At 72.9% G+C, this 20,238-nt stretch carries 18 protein-coding genes; 15 read left to right on the top strand and 3 right to left on the bottom strand.

Annotated elements, in window-relative coordinates:
• Window positions 1-4 precede the first annotated feature (4 nt).
• The 8 genes from murG to ACIQI7_RS09820 all read left to right on the top strand — a co-directional run bounded on the left by murG (window position 5) and on the right by ACIQI7_RS09820 (window position 7,695).
• Window positions 5-1,111 carry an undecaprenyldiphospho-muramoylpentapeptide beta-N-acetylglucosaminyltransferase gene (gene murG / locus ACIQI7_RS09855; RefSeq protein ID WP_049649525.1) on the top strand — a complete coding sequence of 369 codons (1,107 nt, stop codon included), beginning with the start codon at window positions 5-7 and terminating at the stop codon, window positions 1,109-1,111.
• Window positions 1,104-1,880: a cell division protein FtsQ/DivIB gene (locus ACIQI7_RS09850; protein WP_401107039.1), complete on the top strand. Its 777-nt coding sequence runs from the start codon at window positions 1,104-1,106 to the stop codon at window positions 1,878-1,880. Before murG ends, ACIQI7_RS09850 begins: the two co-directional genes overlap by 8 nt.
• Window positions 1,881-2,244: 364 nt before the next feature.
• Window positions 2,245-3,477, top strand: coding sequence for a cell division protein FtsZ (gene ftsZ / locus ACIQI7_RS09845; RefSeq protein WP_401107036.1), 1,233 nt, complete (start codon window positions 2,245-2,247; stop codon window positions 3,475-3,477).
• Complete coding sequence (pgeF, locus tag ACIQI7_RS09840) at window positions 3,474-4,205, top strand: peptidoglycan editing factor PgeF (protein ID WP_401107033.1); 732 nt, start codon at window positions 3,474-3,476, stop codon at window positions 4,203-4,205. Before ftsZ ends, pgeF begins: the two co-directional genes overlap by 4 nt.
• Window positions 4,205-4,993: a YggS family pyridoxal phosphate-dependent enzyme gene (locus ACIQI7_RS09835; RefSeq protein WP_401107030.1), complete on the top strand. Its 789-nt coding sequence runs from the start codon at window positions 4,205-4,207 to the stop codon at window positions 4,991-4,993. The genes pgeF and ACIQI7_RS09835 overlap by 1 nt, the downstream gene beginning before the upstream one ends.
• A gap of 297 nt (window positions 4,994-5,290) precedes the next feature.
• Window positions 5,291-5,908 (top strand): cell division protein SepF, encoded by a 618-nt coding sequence (locus ACIQI7_RS09830; RefSeq protein ID WP_401107028.1) that lies wholly within the window; start codon window positions 5,291-5,293, stop codon window positions 5,906-5,908.
• A 99-nt stretch (window positions 5,909-6,007) separates the two neighbouring features.
• Window positions 6,008-6,289, top strand: coding sequence for a YggT family protein (locus ACIQI7_RS09825; protein WP_030060143.1), 282 nt, complete (start codon window positions 6,008-6,010; stop codon window positions 6,287-6,289).
• A gap of 59 nt (window positions 6,290-6,348) precedes the next feature.
• Entirely contained in the window at window positions 6,349-7,695 is a 1,347-nt protein-coding gene (locus ACIQI7_RS09820) for a DivIVA domain-containing protein (RefSeq protein ID WP_401107025.1), read from the top strand.
• Window positions 7,696-7,932: 237 nt separating this feature from the next.
• On the opposite strand, the gene ileS is transcribed toward ACIQI7_RS09820, so the two are convergent.
• Window positions 7,933-11,118, bottom strand: a complete 3,186-nt coding sequence (gene ileS, locus ACIQI7_RS09815; protein ID WP_401107022.1) for an isoleucine--tRNA ligase — start codon at window positions 11,116-11,118, stop codon at window positions 7,933-7,935.
• A 663-nt stretch (window positions 11,119-11,781) separates the two neighbouring features.
• Here ileS and ACIQI7_RS09810 point away from each other — a divergent pair.
• The 4 genes from ACIQI7_RS09810 to ACIQI7_RS09795 all read left to right on the top strand — a co-directional run bounded on the left by ACIQI7_RS09810 (window position 11,782) and on the right by ACIQI7_RS09795 (window position 14,585).
• Window positions 11,782-12,246 (top strand): TraR/DksA family transcriptional regulator, encoded by a 465-nt coding sequence (locus ACIQI7_RS09810; RefSeq protein ID WP_387748967.1) that lies wholly within the window; start codon window positions 11,782-11,784, stop codon window positions 12,244-12,246.
• Between the two features lie 241 nt (window positions 12,247-12,487).
• Window positions 12,488-13,084, top strand: coding sequence for a signal peptidase II (lspA, locus tag ACIQI7_RS09805; protein WP_401107020.1), 597 nt, complete (start codon window positions 12,488-12,490; stop codon window positions 13,082-13,084).
• A gap of 90 nt (window positions 13,085-13,174) precedes the next feature.
• Complete coding sequence (locus tag ACIQI7_RS09800) at window positions 13,175-14,113, top strand: RluA family pseudouridine synthase (RefSeq protein WP_387748970.1); 939 nt, start codon at window positions 13,175-13,177, stop codon at window positions 14,111-14,113.
• A gap of 1 nt (window position 14,114) precedes the next feature.
• The gene (locus tag ACIQI7_RS09795) at window positions 14,115-14,585 is read left to right on the top strand and encodes a GNAT family N-acetyltransferase (protein WP_401107017.1); all 471 of its coding nucleotides are present in this window, start codon (window positions 14,115-14,117) and stop codon (window positions 14,583-14,585) included.
• Between the two features lie 65 nt (window positions 14,586-14,650).
• Here ACIQI7_RS09795 and ACIQI7_RS09790 read toward each other — a convergent pair whose 3' ends face one another.
• Window positions 14,651-15,385 carry a mechanosensitive ion channel family protein gene (locus tag ACIQI7_RS09790; RefSeq protein ID WP_401107016.1) on the bottom strand — a complete coding sequence of 245 codons (735 nt, stop codon included), beginning with the start codon at window positions 15,383-15,385 and terminating at the stop codon, window positions 14,651-14,653.
• Between the two features lie 90 nt (window positions 15,386-15,475).
• Entirely contained in the window at window positions 15,476-15,670 is a 195-nt protein-coding gene (locus ACIQI7_RS09785; RefSeq protein WP_401107014.1) for a hypothetical protein, read from the bottom strand.
• 97 nt (window positions 15,671-15,767) lie between these two features.
• Here ACIQI7_RS09785 and ACIQI7_RS09780 point away from each other — a divergent pair, with 97 nt between their 5' ends.
• The 3 genes from ACIQI7_RS09780 to ACIQI7_RS09770 all read left to right on the top strand — a co-directional run bounded on the left by ACIQI7_RS09780 (window position 15,768) and on the right by ACIQI7_RS09770 (window position 20,088).
• A complete protein-coding gene (locus ACIQI7_RS09780; RefSeq protein ID WP_401107012.1) occupies window positions 15,768-18,542 on the top strand; it encodes an alpha/beta fold hydrolase in 2,775 nt (924 codons plus the stop codon).
• 47 nt (window positions 18,543-18,589) lie between these two features.
• Window positions 18,590-19,429, top strand: coding sequence for an ABC transporter permease (locus ACIQI7_RS09775; protein WP_401107995.1), 840 nt, complete (start codon window positions 18,590-18,592; stop codon window positions 19,427-19,429).
• An 80-nt stretch (window positions 19,430-19,509) separates the two neighbouring features.
• Window positions 19,510-20,088 (top strand): dienelactone hydrolase family protein, encoded by a 579-nt coding sequence (locus ACIQI7_RS09770; RefSeq protein ID WP_401107010.1) that lies wholly within the window; start codon window positions 19,510-19,512, stop codon window positions 20,086-20,088.
• The last annotated feature ends 150 nt before the right edge of the window (window positions 20,089-20,238 follow it).

Raw genomic sequence — 20,238 nt, 5'->3', positions numbered from 1 at the left:
TTCGGTGCATGTCGTACTCGCCGGCGGGGGGACCGCCGGTCACATCGAGCCGGCCATGGCCCTCGCGGATGCCCTCCGCAGGCACGACCCGTCCGTCGGGATCACCGCCCTGGGCACCGAGCGCGGACTGGAGACCCGGCTGGTACCCGAGCGCGGCTACCAGCTGGAGCTCATCCCGGCCGTCCCGCTGCCCCGCAAGCCCACCCCGGAGCTGATCACCGTCCCCGGCCGGCTGCGCGGCACCGTCCGGGCCGCCCAGGAGATCATCGAGCGGGTCAACGCGGACGCCGTGGTCGGCTTCGGCGGCTACGTCGCGATGCCCGCCTACCTGGCCGCCAAGCGGGCCGGGGTGCCGATCGTGGTGCACGAGGCGAACGCCCGCCCCGGCCTGGCCAACAAGATCGGCGCCCGCTACAGCGACTTCGTCGCGGTCTCCACGCCGGACAGCAAGCTGCGCGACTCCCGGTACATCGGCATCCCGCTGCGCCGGACCATCGCCACCCTGGACCGGGGCGCCGCCCGTCCCGAGGCCCGCCAGTACTTCGGCCTCGACCAGCGGCTGCCCACCCTGCTGGTGTCCGGCGGCTCCCAGGGCGCGCGTCGGCTCAACGAGACGATCACCGCGATCGCCCCGCGGCTCCAGCAGTACGGCGTGCAGATCCTGCACGCGGTCGGCCCGAAGAACGAGCTGCCGCAGGTGGCGGACGTCCCGGGGATGCCGCCGTACCGCCCGGTGCCGTACCTGGACCGGATGGACCTCGCCTACGCGGCCGCCGACATGATGCTCTGCCGGGCCGGTGCCATGACGGTGGCCGAGCTGGCGGCCGTCGGCCTGCCCGCCGCCTTCGTCCCGCTGCCGATCGGCAACGGCGAGCAGCGGCTGAACGCCCAGCCGATGGTCAAGGCCGGCGGCGGCCTGCTGGTGGACGACGCCGAGCTGACCCCGGACTGGGTGCTCCAGAACGTGCTGCCGGTGCTCACCGACCCGCAGCGCCTCTGGGACATGAGCCGGTCGGCCGCCGAGTTCGGCCGGCGCGACGCCGACGACCTGCTGGTCGGCATGGTGTACGAGGCGATCCAGGCGCACCGCGGCGGCCGCCGCCGTGGCTGACGGCCGGCTCGCCGACCCGCTGGAGGAGGAGCTGGAGGAGGAGGAGTCCGCTCCCCGCCTCCGGCTCTCCCGGCGGGGCATCGTGGTGCTGGGCGCGCTCGGCGCCGTGGTGCTCGGCGTGCTGGCCTGGCTGGTGTTCCTCTCCTCGGTCCTGGACGTGCGCAGCGTCGCCGTCCAGGGGGCGAGCGACGACAGGCTGACGGCGGACCAGGTCCGTGAGGCGGTCGGCGGGCTCGGTCAGGGGCCGCTGGCGCGCGTGGACCTGGACGAGGTCCGGCACCGGGTGGAGGCCATCCCCCGGGTGGCCGGGGCCGAGGTCTGGCGGGGCTGGCCGCACACCCTGCGGGTGAAGGTCGTCCAGCGCAAGGCGGTGGCCGCCGTCAAGGGGGAGGACGGCCGGTTCACCCAGGTGGATGCCGGGGGCGTGAGCTTCGCCACCGAACCGGCCCCGCCGGAGGGCGTCCCGGTGGTCGAGCTGCGACTCAGTCAGCAGGCGAACGACGTGGACGGGGTGATCTCCCGTCCGCAGTTGGTGCGGGGCGCGGTGGCGGTGGCCGCCGGGCTGCCGCCGGAGGTCGCCAAGCGGGCCGGCTCGGTGCTGGTGCACTCGTACGACGACATCGAGTTGCAGCTCAGCGGGGGTGCGACGGTGCGCTGGGGGAGTCCGGAGCAGATCGACCGGAAGGCCCGGGTGCTGGTCGCGCTGATGAACCAGAAGGGCACCAACTTCGATGTGACGGCGCCCGAGGCGCCGGCGGTGTCGGGATGATCCGGTAGGTTCTCTGCCTGAGGGAGGGGTTGACGCCTTGAAGTGTCGGCCCGACTCTTGGTGGTCACCCCCGGTTTCCTAAGCCGGCCGATGATCACATAGGCTCAAAAGAAAAAGGGAAGCTCGGCGTGTTCGTTGAAACACGTGCCTGGAGCCACCTAGTGTCCTGTGTCACCAGACTGTGTTTCCTGGTGATGTGACGGAGGCACAGAACTAACCCTAAAGGTCAAGTTTAGGGTTGGGGTCGGCGGTCGGCATTTCGGACATTCAGTCAGAAACCAGGCTCCCTACCCATCGACATCCGTCGGTACGGCCCCGCTCCGGGCCGCACCGACCCGGAAATTCGAGGCGAGAGGCCTTCGACGTGGCAGCACCGCAGAACTACCTCGCAGTCATCAAGGTCGTCGGAATCGGCGGCGGTGGTGTCAACGCCATCAACCGGATGATCGAGGTCGGTCTCAAGGGCGTCGAGTTCATCGCGATCAACACCGATGCGCAGGCCCTCCTGATGAGCGACGCCGACGTCAAGCTCGATGTGGGCCGTGAACTCACCCGGGGCCTGGGCGCCGGCGCCAACCCCGAGGTCGGCCGCAAGGCCGCCGAGGACCACCGCGAGGAGATCGAGGAGGTCCTCAAGGGGGCCGACATGGTCTTCGTGACCGCCGGCGAGGGCGGTGGCACGGGCACGGGCGGCGCGCCCGTCGTCGCCAACATCGCGCGCTCGCTGGGCGCCCTGACCATCGGCGTGGTCACCCGTCCGTTCACCTTCGAGGGACGGCGCCGGGCCAACCAGGCCGAGGACGGCATCGCCTCCCTGCGCGAAGAGGTCGACACCCTCATCGTGATCCCCAACGACCGGCTGCTGTCCATCTCGGACCGCCAGGTCAGCGTCCTCGACGCGTTCCGCTCGGCCGACCAGGTCCTGCTCTCCGGTGTCCAGGGCATCACCGACCTGATCACCACCCCGGGTCTGATCAACCTCGACTTCGCCGACGTCAAGTCCGTCATGTCGGACGCCGGTTCGGCGCTCATGGGCATCGGCTCGGCCCGCGGTGAGGACCGCGCCAAGGCCGCCGCCGTGATGGCGATCTCCTCGCCGCTGCTGGAGGCCTCGATCGACGGCGCCCGCGGCGTGCTGCTGTCCATCTCGGGCGGTTCCGACCTCGGCCTGTTCGAGATCAACGAGTCGGCCCAGCTGGTCAGCGAGGCGGCCCACCCCGAGGCGAACATCATCTTCGGCGCGGTCATCGACGACGCGCTCGGCGACGAGGTCCGGGTCACCGTCATCGCGGCCGGCTTCGACGGCGGGCAGCCGCCGGCGATCGTCCGCGACCCGGTGGTCAAGTCCACCACCCCGGACCGCCCGGCCACCCCGCCGGCCGCGCCGGAGCGTCCGGCCGGCCGCCCGTACGGGACCATCGGTTCGGTGACGTCCCGTTCGGAGGGCGAGTCCCCGGCCTCCGCGCCGAGCCGGACCGCCGAGACCCCGGCCGCCACGACCGCCGCCGCCCCGGTGCCGCCGCAGGTGCAGCCGGCCCGGCAGCCGTTCGTGGAGAGCCCGGCCGAGGAGCTCGACGTCCCGGACTTCCTTAAGTGATCGATCACTCGATCCGCGCGGGTGCTCACTTCGCCTTCACCTCCCGGTGGGGCGGGGTGAGCACTTCGCCGTACGGGGAGCTCAACCTCGGCGGCGCGGTGGGGGACGACCCCGGGGCCGTGCGGGAGAACCGGGCGCTGGCCGCCCGGCGGCTGGGGCTCGACCCGGCCGACGTGGTGTGGATGAACCAGGTGCACGGCGCCGAGGTCGCCGTGGTGACCGAGCGCCAGCCGCTCGGCGAGGCCCCCGCGGTGGACGCGGTGGTCTCCGACCGGCCGCTCGCGCTGGCGGTGCTGACCGCCGACTGCACCCCGGTGCTGCTGGCCGATCCGGTGGCGGGCGTGGTGGGCGCGGCCCACGCGGGCCGGCCCGGGCTGGCGGCCGGGGTGGTCCCCGCGGTCGTCCGGGCGATGGTCGCCCTGGGCGCGGAGCCCGGGCGGATCACCGCCGCCACGGGGCCCGCGGTCTGCGGCCGCTGCTACGAGGTGCCGGCCGAACTGCGCGCCGAGGTCGCCGCGGTGGTGCCGGAGGCCTTCGCCGAGACGTCCTGGGGGACTCCGGCCCTGGACGTGCCGGAGGGAGTCGCGGCCCAGCTGGCCGCGGCCGGGGTCAACGAGCTGGTGCGGTCACCGGTCTGCACCCTCGAATCCGCCGATCACTACTCCTATCGCCGCGAGCAGCGCACCGGCCGGCTCGCGAGCTACGTCTGGTTGGGCTCTGATCACTGATGACGAACGACATCTACGGACCGTTCCCGGGCAGCGCCGGGTTCACCGCCGCGCTGACGGAGGGCCAGCGGGCCCGGTACGAGGAACTCGGCACCAACCTCGACGTGGTCGAGCGCCGGATCGCGGACGCCTGCGCGGCCGCCGGGCGCGCCCGGAGCGAGGTCACCCTGGTCGTCGTCACCAAGACGTACCCCGCCGAGGACACCGCGCTGCTGGCCGGACTCGGCGTGACGGACGTCGCGGAGAACCGCGACCAGGACGCCGCCCCCAAGGCGGAGCAGTGCAGAAACCTTCCTCTTGACTGGCACTTCGTCGGCCAGCTGCAGACCAACAAGGTCCGCTCGGTCGTCCGGTACGCGAACCACGTGCACTCGGTGGACCGGCTCCGGCTGGTCGGCTCGCTCTCCGCGGCGGTGCTCAAGGCGGAGCGCCCGGAGCTGGGCTGCCTGGCGCAGGTGGCACTGGACAAGGCGTACGGGGAGGGTGAACACCGGGCGGGGGTCGCGCCGGAGGACGTCGCGCAACTGGCCGACGCGATCGCCGACACGCCCGGGCTGCGGCTGGACGGTGTGATGACCGTCGCTCCGCTGGCCGGTCCGCTGGCCGGGGACCCGGCCCGCGCCTTCGATCGGCTGGCGGAAATCGCATCCGCCGTACGGGCGGACCATCCGGCTGCCACCATGGTCTCCGCAGGGATGAGCGGCGACCTTGAGCAGGCGATTGCCGCCGGAGCGACACATGTGCGCGTCGGAACGGCGGTCCTCGGAGTGAGGTCACCGCTCAGGTAACGTCACCGGGTAAGTAGATCAGACAGCAGGACAAAATAGGACAGAATCTAGCAGCTCTTCGGAGCGCTAGCGAACCGTGGATCGCAGCTCCGCGGCCCCCGCTCCACGCACTCTGACCGGCCGTCGGGCTGACACGCCGTCGTGGAAGGGCCACGGAATCCGCAGGCGGGGCCGTACGGCCCGGGCCGGAGCCGGTCCGTACGGAGCGAGCGAAGCGGGCGACCACCAGAAGGCGCGCGCATCGCGAAGCCGCCACCGAGCGTCAGCGAGGTGGCTATGAGCGGAGGAGACAGGAGCATGGCCGGCGCAATGCGCAAGATGGCGGTCTACCTCGGCCTCGTGGAGGACGAGACGTACGACGGCCAGGGGTACGACCCCGACGACGACTACGACGCGGATCCCGAACCGATCCGGACGGGCCAGCGGACCGAGGACATCCCCCGGCCGGCACCGGCTCCCGCGGCCGCCGCGCCCGCCCCGGTCTCCTCCATCACCCCGCAGCCGGTGCCCGCGGCGGTGCCGATCCGACAGGAGACTCCGAGGATGGCACCCGTGTCGTCCATCACACCCGAACGTCGCCAAAACCTGGAGAAGAGCGCACCGGTGATCATGCCCAAGGTCGTGAACGAACGAGAGCCCTACCGCATCACCACGCTGCACCCCCGGACCTACAACGAGGCCCGTACCATCGGGGAACAGTTCCGCGGCGGGACCCCCGTGATCATGAATCTGACCGAGATGGACGACACCGACGCGAAGCGCCTCGTAGACTTCGCCGCTGGACTCGTCTTCGGTCTGCACGGCAGTATCGAGCGCGTGACACAGAAGGTGTTCCTGCTGTCGCCTGCTAACGTCGATGTCACGGCGGAGGACAAGGCTCGGATCGCCGAGGGTGGGTTCTTCAACCAGAGCTGACCCGGCCACGACTTTACGTGTGGATCTGATCAACAGTGGTTTAGCGACAGGTGACGAGCGGCAGGCCCGAGGGATCGGGACCGGGGAGAGGGAAACGCGATGGACATCGTGTGGGCGGTGCTCTACTACGCCCTGACCGTCTTCCTGGTGTTCCTGCTCGTACGACTGGTCATGGACTGGGTCTTCCAGTTCGCGCGTTCGTGGCGGCCCGGCAAGGCCATGGTCCTGGTCCTGGAGGCCACGTACACTGTCACGGATCCGCCGCTCAAGCTTCTTCGGCGGCTCATTCCGCCGTTGCGTTTCGGGGGCGTGGCGCTCGACCTGTCCTTCTTCGTACTGATGATCATTGTGTATGTCCTGATCTCGCTTGTGCACCCCTAGTCGTAGGTGAGCGATGCGACAGGATGCCGGTGTGCCGACGATCACGTTGAGGTGAAGAGATGCCATTGACCCCCGAGGACGTTCGGAACAAGCAGTTCACGACCGTCCGCCTGCGTGAAGGCTATGACGAGGACGAGGTCGATGCCTTCCTCGACGAGGTCGAGGCGGAGCTGACCCGCCTCCTCCGGGAGAACGAGGACCTGCGCGCCAAGCTGGCCGCCGCGACTCGTGCCGCCGCGCAGAACCAGGCCAACCTGCGCAAGGAGCCGCAGCAGGACGCCCCCCGCCAGGGCGGCGCCCCCGTGCCGGCCGCCATATCCGGTCCTCCGGTCCCCGGCCAGCAGGGTCCGGGCGGCCCGCAGCAGATGGGTCCCGGCGGTCCGCAGCAGATGGGTCCGGGTGGTCCGCAGCAGATGGGCCCCGGCGGCCCGCAGCAGCAGATGGGCAACCAGCCCCTCGGCCTGCCCGCCGGCTCCGCCCCGCAGCTTCCCGCCGGAGGCGGCCAGCAGCAGCAGATGAACCAGACCATGGGCGGCCAGCAGCAGCTGGTCCAGCCGATGGGCGGTCAGATGCTGCAGCCCATGGGCGGCCCCGGTGGCCCGCAGCAGATGGGCAACCCGATGGGCCAGGGCATGGGCCAGCAGCAGATGCAGCCGATGGGTGGCCCGATGGGCGGCCCGCAGCAGATGGGCGGCCCGATGGGCGCCCCGATGCAGCAGCAGGGCCCCGGTGGCGACAGCGCCGCCCGGGTGCTCGCGCTCGCCCAGCAGACCGCCGACCAGGCGATCTCCGAGGCCCGCTCCGAGGCCAACAAGATCGTCGGCGAGGCGCGCAGCCGGGCCGAGGGTCTGGAGCGCGACGCCCGTGCGAAGGCCGACGCGCTGGAGCGGGACGCGCAGGAGAAGCACCGGGTCGCGATGGGCTCCCTGGAGTCGGCGCGGGCCACGCTGGAGCGCAAGGTCGAGGACCTGCGGGCGTTCGAGCGTGAGTACCGCACGCGTCTGAAGTCGTACCTGGAGACCCAGCTGCGCCAGCTGGAGTCGCAGGCCGACGACTCGCTCGCCCCGCCGCGGATCCCCGCCACCGCGTCGCTGCCGCCGGCGGCCTCGTCGATGGCTCCGGCCGGTGCCGGTGCGATGAGCAGTGGCGCGCCGAGCTTCGGTGGCAACCAGCCGTCCTTCGGGGGCAACTCGCCGTCCTTCGGCGGGAACGGCTCCTTCGGCGGCAACTCCTCGGCGCCGAGCTTCGGCGGGCAGTCGAGCGGCGGCAACAGCGGTGCTCCGCAGATGCAGCCGGCCGGGATGACCCAGCCGATGGCGGCGGTCCGTCCGCAGCCGCCGCAGCCGATGCAGCAGGCTCCCGCGCCGATGCGGGGCTTCCTGATCGACGAGGACGGCGACAACTGAGGTTGTAGCAGGGCCTTTCGAGGGCGCCCCCTTTCCGACCCACGGGTCGGGGAGGGGGCGCCCTTCTGCGTCGGGGGAAGGGGGCGTGCGGGCAGGGCGGGGGGCGCGCTCGGTGGAGCAGCGCGGGGCGCGTGGAACCGGGAGGGGGCGTACGGGAGCCGGGGCGGGCGTGGGACGTGGGCGGATACGACGAAGCCGCCGTCACCCCGGGGGCGACGGCGGCTTCGTGGCGGAGCGTCAGGCCTTGCGGAGCTGGAACGCGAGGCCGAGGGACTCGTCGGCGAAGGTCTCGGAGTCCCAGTCGGCCGCGCCGGCGGCGAAGTCGGTCGCGAGGACCTCCTCGGCGACGAGCGGGCCGTGCTCGGCGACGGCCTCGGCGGTCTCCTCCGAGGTGGCGCGCCAGCGCAGGACGATGCGGTCGGCGACGTCCAGGCCGGAGTTCTTGCGGGCCTCCTGGATCTGGCGGATGGCGTCGCGGGCGATGCCGAGGCGCTTGAGCTCCGGGGTGATGGCCAGGTCGAGGGCGACGGTGGCGCCGGACTCGTTGGCGACGGCCCAGCCCTCGCGCGGGGTCTCGGTGATGACCACCTCGTCCGGGGAGAGGGTGATCGTCGCGCCGTCCAGCTCGACCGAGGTCTCGCCGGTGGCGCGCAGTTCGGCGGCCAGGCGGGCGGCGTCGGTGGCGGCGACCGCCTTGGCGACGTCCTGCACGCCCTTGCCGAAGCGCTTGCCCAGCGCGCGGAAGTTGGCCTTGGCGCTGGTGTCGACCAGCGAGCCGCCGACCTCGGCCAGCGACTCCAGGGCGGCGACGTTGAGCTCCTCGGCGATCTGCGCGCGCAGGTCGGCGGGCAGTTCCTCCCAGCCCTGGGCGGCGACCAGCGCGCGCGACAGCGGCTGACGGGTCTTCACGCCGGACTCCGCGCGGGTGGCCCGGCCCAGCTCGACCAGGCGGCGGACCAGCGCCATGTGCCGGGAGAGCTCGGTGTCGATCAGCGACTCGTCGGCCTCCGGCCAGGTGGCCAGGTGCACCGAGGCCGGGGCCTCCGGGGCGACCGGGACGACCAGGTCCTGCCAGACCCGCTCGGTGATGAACGGGGTGAGCGGGGCCATCAGGCGGGTGACCGTCTCCAGCGCCTCGTGCAGGGTGGCGAGCGCCGCGGCGTCGCCCTGCCAGAAGCGGCGGCGGCCGCGGCGGACGTACCAGTTCGACAGGTCGTCGACGAAGCCGGACAGCAGCTTGCCGGCGCGCTGGGTGTCGTACGCCTCGTAGGCCGCGTCGACCTCGCGGACCAGGGTGTTCAGCTCGGAGAGCACCCAGCGGTCCAGCTGCGGACGGTCGGCCGGGGCCGGGTCGCTCGCCGAGGGCGCCCAGTTCGAGGTGCGGGCGTACAGGGCCTGGAAGGCGACGGTGTTCCAGTAGGTGAGGAGGGTCTTGCGGACCACCTCCTGGATGGTGCCGTGGCCGACCCGGCGGGCCGACCAGGGCGAGCCGCCGGCCGCCATGAACCAGCGGACGGCGTCGGCGCCGTGCTGGTCCATCAGCGGGATCGGCTGGAGGATGTTGCCCAGGTGCTTGGACATCTTGCGGCCGTCCTCGGCCAGGATGTGGCCCAGGCAGACGACGTTCTGGTAGCTGCTCTTGTCGAACACCAGGGTGCCGACCGCCATCAGCGTGTAGAACCAGCCGCGGGTCTGGTCGATCGCCTCGGAGATGAACTGCGCCGGGTAGCGCTTCTCGAACAGCTCCTTGTTCCGGTACGGGTAGCCGTACTGGGCGAAGGGCATCGAGCCCGAGTCGTACCAGGCGTCGATGACCTCGGGCACGCGGGTGGCGGTGCCGCCGCAGTCGCGGCAGTCGAAGGTCACCGCGTCGATGTACGGGCGGTGCGGGTCGAGGCCGCTCTGGTCGGTGCCGGTGAGCTCGGACAGCTCGGCCAGCGAGCCGACGCAGGTGAGGTGGCCCTCCTCGCAGCGCCAGATCGGCAGCGGGGTGCCCCAGTAGCGGTTGCGGCTGAGCGCCCAGTCGATGTTGTTGTTCAGCCAGTCGCCGAAGCGGCCGTGCTTGACCGTGTCCGGGAACCAGTTGGTGGCCTCGTTCTCGCGGATCATCGCGTCCTTGACGGCGGTGGTCCGGATGTACCAGGACGGCTGCGCGTAGTAGAGCAGCGCGGTGTGGCAGCGCCAGCAGTGCGGGTAGCTGTGCTCGTACGGCAGGTGGCGGAAGAGCAGGCCGCGCTCCTTGAGGTCCGCGACCAGGGCCTCGTCGGCCTTCTTGAAGAACTGGCCGCCGACCAGCGGGACCTCGGGGGCGAAGGTGCCGTCGGCGAGCACCGGGTTGACCACCGGCAGGCCGTACCGGCGGCAGGTCGCGAGGTCGTCCGCGCCGAAGGCGGGGGACTGGTGGACGATGCCGGTGCCGTCCTCGGTGGTGACGTAGTCGGCGTTGAGGACGTAGTGGGCGTCCTCGATCTCGACCAGGTCGAAGGGGCGGCGGTAGGCCCAGCGCTCCATCTCGGCGCCGGTGAAGGACTCGCCGGTGGTCTCCCAGCCCTCGCCGAGCGCCTTGGCGACCAGCGGCTCGGCGACGACGAGCCGCTCGTCGCCGTCGGTGGCCACCACGTAGGTGACCTCGGGGTGGACGGCGGCGGCGGTGTTGGAGACCAGGGTCCACGGAGTGGTGGTCCAGACCAGCAGGGAGGCCCGGCCGGCCAGCGGGCCGCTGGTCAGCGGGAAGCGCACGAAGACCGAGGGGTCGACCACGGTCTCGTAGCCCTGGGCCAGCTCGTGGTCCGAGAGGCCGGTGCCGCAGCGCGGGCACCAGGGGGCGACCCGGTGGTCCTGGACCAGCAGGCCCTTGTCGAAGATCTGCTTGAGCGACCACCAGACGGACTGGACGTACGACGGGTCCATCGTGCGGTAGGCCTCGTCGAGGTCGACCCAGTAGCCCATCCGGGTGGTCAGCTCGGCGAAGGCGTCGGTGTGGCGGGTCACCGAGTCGCGGCACTTGGCGTTGAACTCGGCGATGCCGTACGCCTCGATGTCCTGCTTGCCGGAGAAGCCCAGCTCCTTCTCGACGGCGAGCTCGACCGGCAGGCCGTGGCAGTCCCAGCCGGCCTTGCGGGCGACGTGGTAGCCCTTCATGGTCCGGAAGCGCGGGAAGACGTCCTTGAAGACGCGGGCCTCGATGTGGTGGGCGCCCGGCATGCCGTTGGCGGTGGGCGGGCCCTCGTAGAACACCCACTCGGGGCGGCCCTCGGACTGCTCCAGGCTGCGCTGGAAGATCTTGTTGTCCTGCCAGAACGACAGGATCCGGTGCTCCAGGGCAGGCAGATCCACCTGCGCGGGGACGGGGTGGTACAGCGCGGTCGCACGCGGTGCGTCGTCGGAAGGGTGGTGGTGGGTGGCGGGTTGGGAGCTGGCCATCGCGGCGTCTACCTCCGGCGGATGCTGGGACTGGATCCTCCGGAGGGACGAGACGGCCCGGCCGTCCCGCGGTACCACCCTCCTTGGCCGCGGTGCTGCGTTCGCGGCCCTCTTGTTTGGGCTTGCTGCCGGGTCTAGTGGGCCACCGCGGCATCGCGGCGGCCGTTCTTCCGGCGGCTCCGGGGTGATCTTCCCGCCGTGCACACCCCCGGGCTCGCACCGTCCCCGGGTCGCTGGTGGCTGCGTACGTCGGTACTCGTCCCATCTGCGCCTTGCAGGGCCAGTGTATCGGCCGGGCGAGTCGGTTTGTCCAAACCGTTTCCGGCGGGCGGCCCGCGGCTGCTCGGGCGGGTGTTCGGGCGGCCGGTCCGGGGGCGTTCGGCGGCGGAGGTTAGCCGGAGTCGATCTGGGCACAAATCCATGGGCACACGGGGCGGGACGGTTGGGGCGGCTGCCTGGGTGGGATCGTCATGGGGCGTCGGTATGTCAGGTTGTGACCGGTTTTGATCGGGATTATCGTTCCGGCACTGGAAGCCGCCGGGAACCGGCGGCTCGATTCGTTCGTAGATGGGGTCGAAAGCCATGGCTGAGAAGGGAACCGGCGCGGGCACCGCCACCAAGCGGGCACGCAAGGCCGTGGCGGTCGACCCAGGGGAGGGGACCGTGACCACTACCGCATCCAAGAGCAGCACCGACACCGTCACCGCACCGCGCGGCGCCGAGTCGGTGGACCCGGCCACGCTGCCGGTCCGGCCCGGCGAGGAGCCGTGGACCACCGAGGAGGTCCACGAGCTGCACGACGAGCTGATCAGTGACCTGGAGCGGCTCCGCAACGAGATCGACGCCGCCGAGGCGGCCATCTCCGGCCTGATGCGCGACTCCAACGACGGAGCCGGCGACGACCAGGTGGACGCCGGTACGAAGAACATCTCGCGGGAGAGCGAGCTGGCGCTGGCCAACAACGCGCGGGACAGCCTGGCCCAGACCGAGCGCGCGCTGGAGCGGCTGGAGGGCGTCGGGTTCGGCACCTGCGAGTCCTGCGGGCAGGCCATCGGCAAGGCCCGGATGCAGGCCTTCCCGCGGGCGACGCTCTGCGTGCAGTGCAAGGCCAAGCAGGAACGCCGCTGACCCGGGCGACCGGGGCGACGCGGGGGGTCGGGCTTGCCGTACGCTCGACCCCGTATCGTCGCCCGAGTAACGTCGCCTGACGCGTTCGCGAACGCGGGCAGGTAGTCACCGGCCCACCACCCTCCCCCTCCTGCGGACCGGGGGAGCTCCATCGGCAGCGGAGCGGATCATCAGTACGCAAGGTTCCCCCCACACCCGGGACGACGCCGTCCCGTCCCCCGCCGATGCCGTGGAGGTGCCCGTGGCCGAGCCGACCGAGCCGGCCCGGGAGTCCGGGTCCGCGTCCGTGGACGAGGCGAAGGCCGAGCGGCCCAGGGGTCCGCGGCGGGTCGGCGTGCTGCTGGTCGTCGCGGTGCTCGCCTTCCTGATCGACCTCGGCAGCAAGCTGCTGGTGGTCGCCCGGCTGGAGAACCACGCGGCGATCAAGGTGGTCGGGGACGTGGTCACCCTCCAGGTGATCCGCAACTCGGGCGCGGCCTTCGGGATTGGGCAGGCGCTGACCGTCGTCTTCACGATGATCGCCTCCGCCGTCATCGTGGTGATCTGGCGGATCGCCCGCCGGCTGTACAGCCTGCCCTGGGCGATCGCGCTCGGGCTGCTGCTCGGCGGGGCGCTCGGCAACCTCACCGACCGGCTGTTCCGCTCGCCCGGCGTCTTCCGCGGGCACGTGGTGGACTTCATCTCCGTCCAGCACTTCGCGGTCTTCAACCTCGCGGACTCGGCGATCGTCTGCGGCGGGATCCTGGTGGTCCTGCTCTCCTTCCGGGGCAGCAACCCGGACGGCACCGTCCACCAGCTGGCCGACAAGGCCGACAAGGCGGAGCAGGCCGGGAAGTAGCCGTCGGGAAGCAGGCCGGGGACCGGCCCCGGAGGCCGGCCCGGCCACCGGCGGGCGGGGGAGGGCCGCGTTTCCGGCATACTCGTACGGGTGAGTACCGCAGCGCAGATCCGCAGCCTCCCCGTACCCGACGGCCTGGAGGGCGAGCGCCTCGACGCCGCCCTGGCCCGGATGTTCGGCTTCTCCCGGACCAAGGCCGCCGAGCTGGCCGCCGACGGCAAGGTGACGCTCGACGGCGCCGTGGCCGGCAAGTCGGACCGGGTCACCGCCGGTTCCTGGCTGGAGGTCGAGATCCCCGCCCCGGCGGCCCCCGTGCGGATCGTCGCCGAGGCGGTCGAGGGCATGCGGATCGTGCACGACGACGAGGACATCGTGCTGGTCGACAAGCCGGTCGGCGTCGCCGCGCACCCCAGCCCGGGCTGGACCGGCCCCACCGTGATCGGCGGACTGGCCGCGGCCGGGTACCGGATCTCCACCTCGGGCGCCGCCGAGCGCCAGGGCATCGTGCACCGGCTGGACGTCGGCACCTCGGGGCTGATGGTGGTCGCCAAGTCCGAGCGCGCCTACACCGACCTCAAGCGGCAGTTCCACGACCGGATCACCGAAAAGCGCTACCACACGCTGGTGCAGGGCCACCCGGACCCGATGAGCGGGACGGTGGACGCGCCGATCGGCCGGCACCCCAGCTCGGACTGGAAGTGGGCCGTCACCCAGGACGGCAAGGCGTCGATCACCCATTACGACCTGATCGAGGCGTACCGGGCCGCGTCGCTGCTGGCGATCAAGCTGGAGACCGGGCGCACCCACCAGATCCGCGTCCACATGTCCGCGCTGCGCCACCCCTGCGTGGGCGACCTGACGTACGGCGCCGACCCGACGCTGGCCAAGCGGCTGGGGCTGACCCGGCAGTGGCTGCACGCGGTGTCGCTCGGCTTCGAGCACCCGGCGGACGGGCAGTGGGTCGAGTTCTCCAGCGAGTACCCGGACGACCTGCGCAAGGCGCTGGACGTCATCGCGGCGGAGAGCTGACGTGACCGCGGCGGGGGTGACGGTCCGGGTCGCCGAGGGCGAGGCGGACCTGGCGCTGGTGCACGGCGTGCGGCGCGAGGTGTTCATCGTGGAGCAGGGGATCCCCGAGGACGAGGAGTGGGACGACCTCGACGGGACCTCCGAGCACCTGCTGGCGATCGGTCCCGACGGCAGGGCCGTCGGGACGGCGCGGCTGATCTTCGGGGAGCAGGCGCGCGAGCTCACCGGGGGCGTCGAGGGACGGGTGCTGCTCGGGCGGCTCGCGGTCGTCGCGGCGGCCCGGGGGACGGGGCTGGGCGCCGAGCTGGTCCGGGCGGTCGAGGCCGCGGGGGCCGGGCGCGGGGCCGTGGAGGTCGAGCTGCACGCGCAGGTGGGGGCGCTCGGGTTCTACGAGCGGCTGGGGTACGTGGCGCAGGGGCCGGTGTACGACGACGCCGGGATCCCGCACCGGACGATGACCCGGGTGCTGTAGGCGTTCGCCGCGGTTCCCCGTGCCCCGGTCGGGGTGCGGGGAACTCCTGCTTCCCGGGGTGCCGGTCAGGTGTCGGTGGTGCGGAGCCGCGGGAGGGCTTGGGGGTGCTCGTCGCGCAGGTGGGCGATGAGCTGCTCGCGGATGTCGAAGCGGAGCTGGGCGGCGTCGTCGGGGGTGCGGGCGGTCATGGTGGCGCGGACCACGATGGTGCTGGGCGTGGTGTCGGTGACCTGCAGGGCCCACTCGGCGCCGTCCCAGAGCGGGTGCCGGTCGAGCCGGGCGCGCAGGGCGGCGCGCAGTTCGTCCACCGGGGTGGTGTGGTCGAGGTGGAGCAGGACGGCGGCGAGCAGGCCGGGGTCGCGGCGGGTCCAGTTCTCGAAGGGCCTGCTGACGAAGTACGAGACCGGGACGACCAGTCGGCGGTAGTCCCAGAGCCGGACCACCAGGTAGGTGAGGGTGATCTCCTCGACGGTGCCCTGCTGGCCGTCCACCACCACGGTGTCGCCGATCCGGACGGTGTCGCCGAAGGCGATCTGGAGGCCGGCGAAGAAGTTGCCCAGGGTGCTCTGGGCGGCGATGCCGGCCACGATGCCGAGGATGCCCGCCGAGGCGAGCAGGCTGGCGCCGATGGTGCGCATGGCGGAGAAGGTCAGCAGCATCACGGCCGCGGTGACCACGACGATCAGCGCGTTGACCGCCCGGCGCAGCATGCTGATCTGGGTGCGCACCCGCTGGATCCGGGCCGGGTCGTCGACCCGGGTCTCGTAGCGGCCGAGCAGCGCCTCCAGGACGGCGGCCACCACGCGGACGGTGAGCCAGCCCAGCGCGGCGAGCAGGAACAGCAGGAGCAGATGGTGCGCGCCGTCGTCGTGCTTCAGGCGGAAGGTCCGCTAGAGCGGCTTGGCGGCGAGCAACAGGCCTGACACGACGGTGAGTTGGAGCGGGACCCGGCAGCGGCGGAGCAGCGGCCAGACCGGGGCCGAGGGCTGGCGGGCGGCGATCCGCTGGAGGGCCTGGTCGACGGTCCAGCCGACCGCCAGGGTGGCGGCGACGGTGGCGAGCAGCGAGATCAGCGGCCAGGGCATGCGCCGTACGATACTCGGGCAGACCGGGGTGAAAAGGGTCAAACGGTGTGGCGGCTTTATCGGACGCCTACCCGGACGGCCGATACGATCAGCGGCCATGGAGTTCGGTGGGGCATGGCGTCGCTGGCGCGCCCGGGGAACATCGGTGAGACGCAGGCTGCTGGCCGGGGCGGTGGCCCTGGTGGCGGTGGCCGCGGCCGGCACCGCGACGGTGGCGTCCGGCGGTGAGCGGGCGGTCCGGCAGGAGGACCGTTTCCTCAGCATGCCGGAGACGCCCGGCAGCGCCCAGCAGGTCCAGCTGGACACCTCCTTCTTCACCACCGGCGGCGGTCCGCGCCCGGCGGTGCTGCTGGCGCACGGCTTCGGCGGCTCCAAGGAGGGCGAGCGCGAGCGCGCCGAGCAGCTGGCCCGGCAGGGGTACGCGGTGCTGACCTGGTCGGCACGCGGCTTCGGGCACTCGGGCGGCCGGATCGGGCTGAACGCGCCGGACCGCGAGGTCGAGGACGTCAGGCACCTGGTGGACTGGCTGGCCCAGCGGCCCGAGGTGCGGCTGGACGCGGCCGGCGACCCGAAGGTCGGCATCACCGGTGCCTCGTACGGCGGGGCGGTCTCGCTGCTGGCCTCCGCCTACGACCCCCGGATCGACGCGGTGGCCACCCAGATCACCTGGTGGAACCTGGCCGACGCGCTGTTCCCGCAGGGCGTGCGGGGCTCGGACGCCGCGGACGGGGTGTTCAAGAAGCTGTGGGCCGGGATCTTCTTCACCACCGGCTCGGCCGGGGAGCTCGGGCCGTCCGGCGGCGCGCCGCGGGAGAACGCCGGGCCGGGGCCGAAGGAGGACGGGCCGGTCGGCTGCGGGCGGTTCCTGGAGTCGCTCTGCCGGATGTACGACCGGGTCGCCACCGCCGGACACGCCGATCCGGAGGCCGTCGCACTGCTGGAGCGCTCCAGCCCGTCCTCGGTGGCGGAGCGGCTCAAGGCGCCCACGCTGGTGGTGCAGGGGCAGCAGGACTCGCTGTTCCCGCTGGACCAGGGGGACCGCATCGCCCGGGCGGTGGCCGCCAACGGCGCGCCGGTGGCGGTGGACTGGTTCGCCGGCGGCCACGACGGCGGGACGGACACCTCCGCGCGGGTCGACGACCGGGTGACGGCCTGGTTCGACCACCATCTGAAGGGGCTCGGCGACGACACCGGCGCCGCGTTTCGGGTCACCCGCACCGGCGGGGTGGACTCGACCGGCTTCCAGGCCGTGCTGCGCGGGGCCAGCGCCGACCGGTACCCGGGACTGGGCGGGACCGGCTCGCGGACCGTCGAGCTGACGGGCGGCGAGCAGACCCTCGCCAACCCGCCCGGCGGCGCCCCGCCCGGGATCTCGACCCTGCCCGGCGTCGGCGCGCTCAGCCAGGCGGCCTCGCTGGGCGCCGGGCTGTCGCTGGACTTCCCCGGGCAGAACGCCGCCTTCGACTCGGCGCCGCTGGACTCGCCGCTGCACCTGACCGGGCAGCCGACCGTACCGGTGCGGGTGACGGCGGACCGGCCGGACGCGGTGCTCTTCGCCAAGCTGTACGACGTCGGCCCGGACGGCAAGGCGGTGCTGCCGCAGCAGCTCGCCGCCCCGCTGCGGGTCACCGGCGCGGACGCCGGACGGACCGTCACGGTGGCGCTGCCGACCGTGGACCACACCTTCCCGGCCGGGCACCGGGTGCGGCTGGTGCTGGCGAGCACCGACCTCGCGTACGCCTCGCCGGTCGAGCCGGCCACCTACCGGGTGGCGCCGGCCGGGGCGGTCACCGTGCCGACCGTCGAGGAGCTGGTCACCGAGTCGGCGCCGCTGCCCTCCCGCACCTGGGTGCTGCCGGTGGTCGCCGTGCTGGCCGCCGCCGCCCTGGTGCTGGCGCCGCGGCTGCGCCGCCGGCGGACCGCCGACGGGCCCGGCTTCGACCCGGAGCTGGCCGCGGTGCCGTTGCGGATCAGCGGGCTGAGCAAGCGCTACAAGGGCGCCCAGGACCGCTACGCCGTACGGGAGCTGGGCTTCCGGGTGGAGCAGGGGCAGGTGCTCGGACTGCTCGGGCCGAACGGCGCGGGCAAGACCACCACGCTGCGGATGCTGATGGGCCTGATCCGGCCGGACGCCGGGGAGATCCGGATCTTCGGGCACCTGGTGCGGCCCGGCGCGCCGGTGCTGTCGAGGGTCGGGGCGTTCGTGGAGGGCGCGGGCTTCCTGCCGCACCTCACCGGGCGGGCCAACCTGCGGCTGTACTGGCAGGCGACCGGACGGCCGGAGGCGGACGCGCGCCTCGACGAGGCGCTGGCCATCGCCGGGCTCGGCGAGGCGCTGGACCGCGCGGTGCGCACGTACTCGCAGGGCATGCGGCAGCGGCTGGCCATCGCGCAGGCGATGCTCGGGATGCCGGACCTGCTGATCCTGGACGAGCCGACCAACGGGCTGGACCCGCCGCAGATCCGCGAGATGCGCGAGGTGATGATCCGGTACGCGGCCGGCGGGCGGACCGTGATCGTGTCGAGCCACCTGCTCTCCGAGGTCGAGCAGAGCTGTACGGACCTGGTGGTGATGGACCGCGGGCGGCTGGTCACGGCCGGCCCGGTCGGGGACATCGTGGGCGCCGGCGAGCTGCTGGTGATCGGCGTCGCCGGCCCGTACGACCCGGTGCCGGTGGTCGAGAAGGTCGGCGCGCTGGCCGGGGTCGGCTCGGTGGAGGCCGTCGAGGGCGGACTGCTGGTGCGCCTGGACGGGCTCGCGGCCAGCGAGCTGCTGGCCGAACTGGTGCGGCTGGAGGTGCCGGTGGAGAGCGCCGGGCCGCAGCGGCGGCTGGAGGACGCGTTCCTGTCGTTGATCGGAGGTGGAGCGTGAGCGTCGTCGCGACGGACCGCGCCGGGTCGCAGGACCCGGCGGAGTCGATGGACCACGCCGAGGGGTACCGGGCGAGCCGGACACTGCCGCTGCGGGTGGAGGCGATGCGGCAGCTGCGCCGGCGCCGCACGCTGGTGATCGGCGCGGTGCTGGCCGCCATGCCGTTCGTCCTGCTGGCCGCGTTCCAGATCGGCGGCACCCCGGGCCGTCCGGACCGGACCAGCTTCATCGAACTGGCCACCGCCTCGGGGGCCAACTTCGCGGTCACCATGCTGTTCGTCGGCACCGGCTTCATGCTGGTCATCCCGGTCGCGCTGTTCTGCGGGGACACCGTCGCCTCCGAGGCCAGCTGGTCCTCGCTGCGCTACCTGCTGGCCGCGCCGGTGCCCCGGGCCCGGCTGCTGGCCCGCAAGTTCGCGGTCGGGCTGCTGTTCTCGGCCGTGGCTGTGGTGATGCTGCCCGCGATCGGACTGGTCGTCGGCACGGCGGCGTACGGCTGGGGGGACCTCAAGCTGCCCGCCGGGGTCAGCCTGCCGGCCGGGCAGGCGCTGCCCCGGATCGCCATCGCGGTGGCCTTCGTGTTCCTCGGCGAGATCGTGATCGCGGCGCTGGCGTTCTGGCTCTCCACGGCCACCGACGCGCCGCTGGGCGCGGTCGGCGGCGCGGTGTTCGCCTCGATCATCACCGGGGTGCTGGACGCCGTCACCGCGCTGGGCGACCTGCGGGAGTGGCTGCCGGCGCACTGGCAGTACGCCTGGGCGGACGCCCTGCAACCGCAGCTGGAGTGGGGCGGCATGGTGCAGGGGGTGTCGCTGTCGCTCTCGTACGCGCTGGTGCTGCTGGCGCTGGCGTTCCGCGGCTTCGCGCGCAAGGACGTGGTGTCGTAGCCGGACGCGGAGCGAGGGGCCCGGTGGGGGATGCGGGATCATGGACGGGTAGCTGACCCCCCTGGTGAAGGACCCGAACCGTGGCCCAGATCGTCCTCTTCCACTCCGCCTACGGGCTGCGCCCCGCCGTGCGCGCCGCCGCCGACCGGCTGCGCGCCGCCGGGCACACCGTGCACACGCCGGACCTGTTCGACGGGCGGACCTTCGAGTCCGTCGAGGAGGCGCAGGAGTTCCAGGAGGAGCTCGGCGGCCGCGACGAGCTGCTGCGGCGGGCGGTGACGGCGGTCGCGCCGGTCTCCGAGGGCGGGCTGGTGTACGCCGGCTTCTCGCTCGGCGGCGCGGTGGCGCAGAACCTGGCGCTGGCCGACGAGAAGGCGCGCGGGCTGCTGCTCCTGCACGGCACCTCGGACCTGCGGGAGGACGCGGCCACCGAGATCCCGGTGCAGCTGCACATCGCGGAGCCGGACCCGTTCGAGCCCGAGGACTGGCTGAACGCCTGGTACCTGCGGATGCGACGGGCCGGTGCGGAGGTGGAGGTGCACCGCTACCGGGGTGCCGGGCACCTGTTCACCGACCCGGAGCTGCCGGACTACGACGAGGAGGCGGCGGAGCGGGCCTGGGCGGCGTCGCTGGACTTCCTCGCGGAGCTGGACGGCTGACGCCGCGGGGCTGGGTGGGGCGGGGGGGGGGCGGGGGGGCCGGCCCCCCCCCCCCCCGCCCCCGCCCGGCCCCCCCCCCCCCCCCCCCCCCCCCCCCCCCCCCCACCCCCCCCCCCCCCCCCCCCCCCCCCGGGTGACGCCCACCCACCC

The sequence above is a fragment of the Kitasatospora sp. NPDC092039 genome (assembly GCF_044756065.1).
GTDB lineage: Bacteria > Actinomycetota > Actinomycetes > Streptomycetales > Streptomycetaceae > Kitasatospora.
This window is presented reverse-complemented; position numbering and strand designations above follow the sequence as displayed.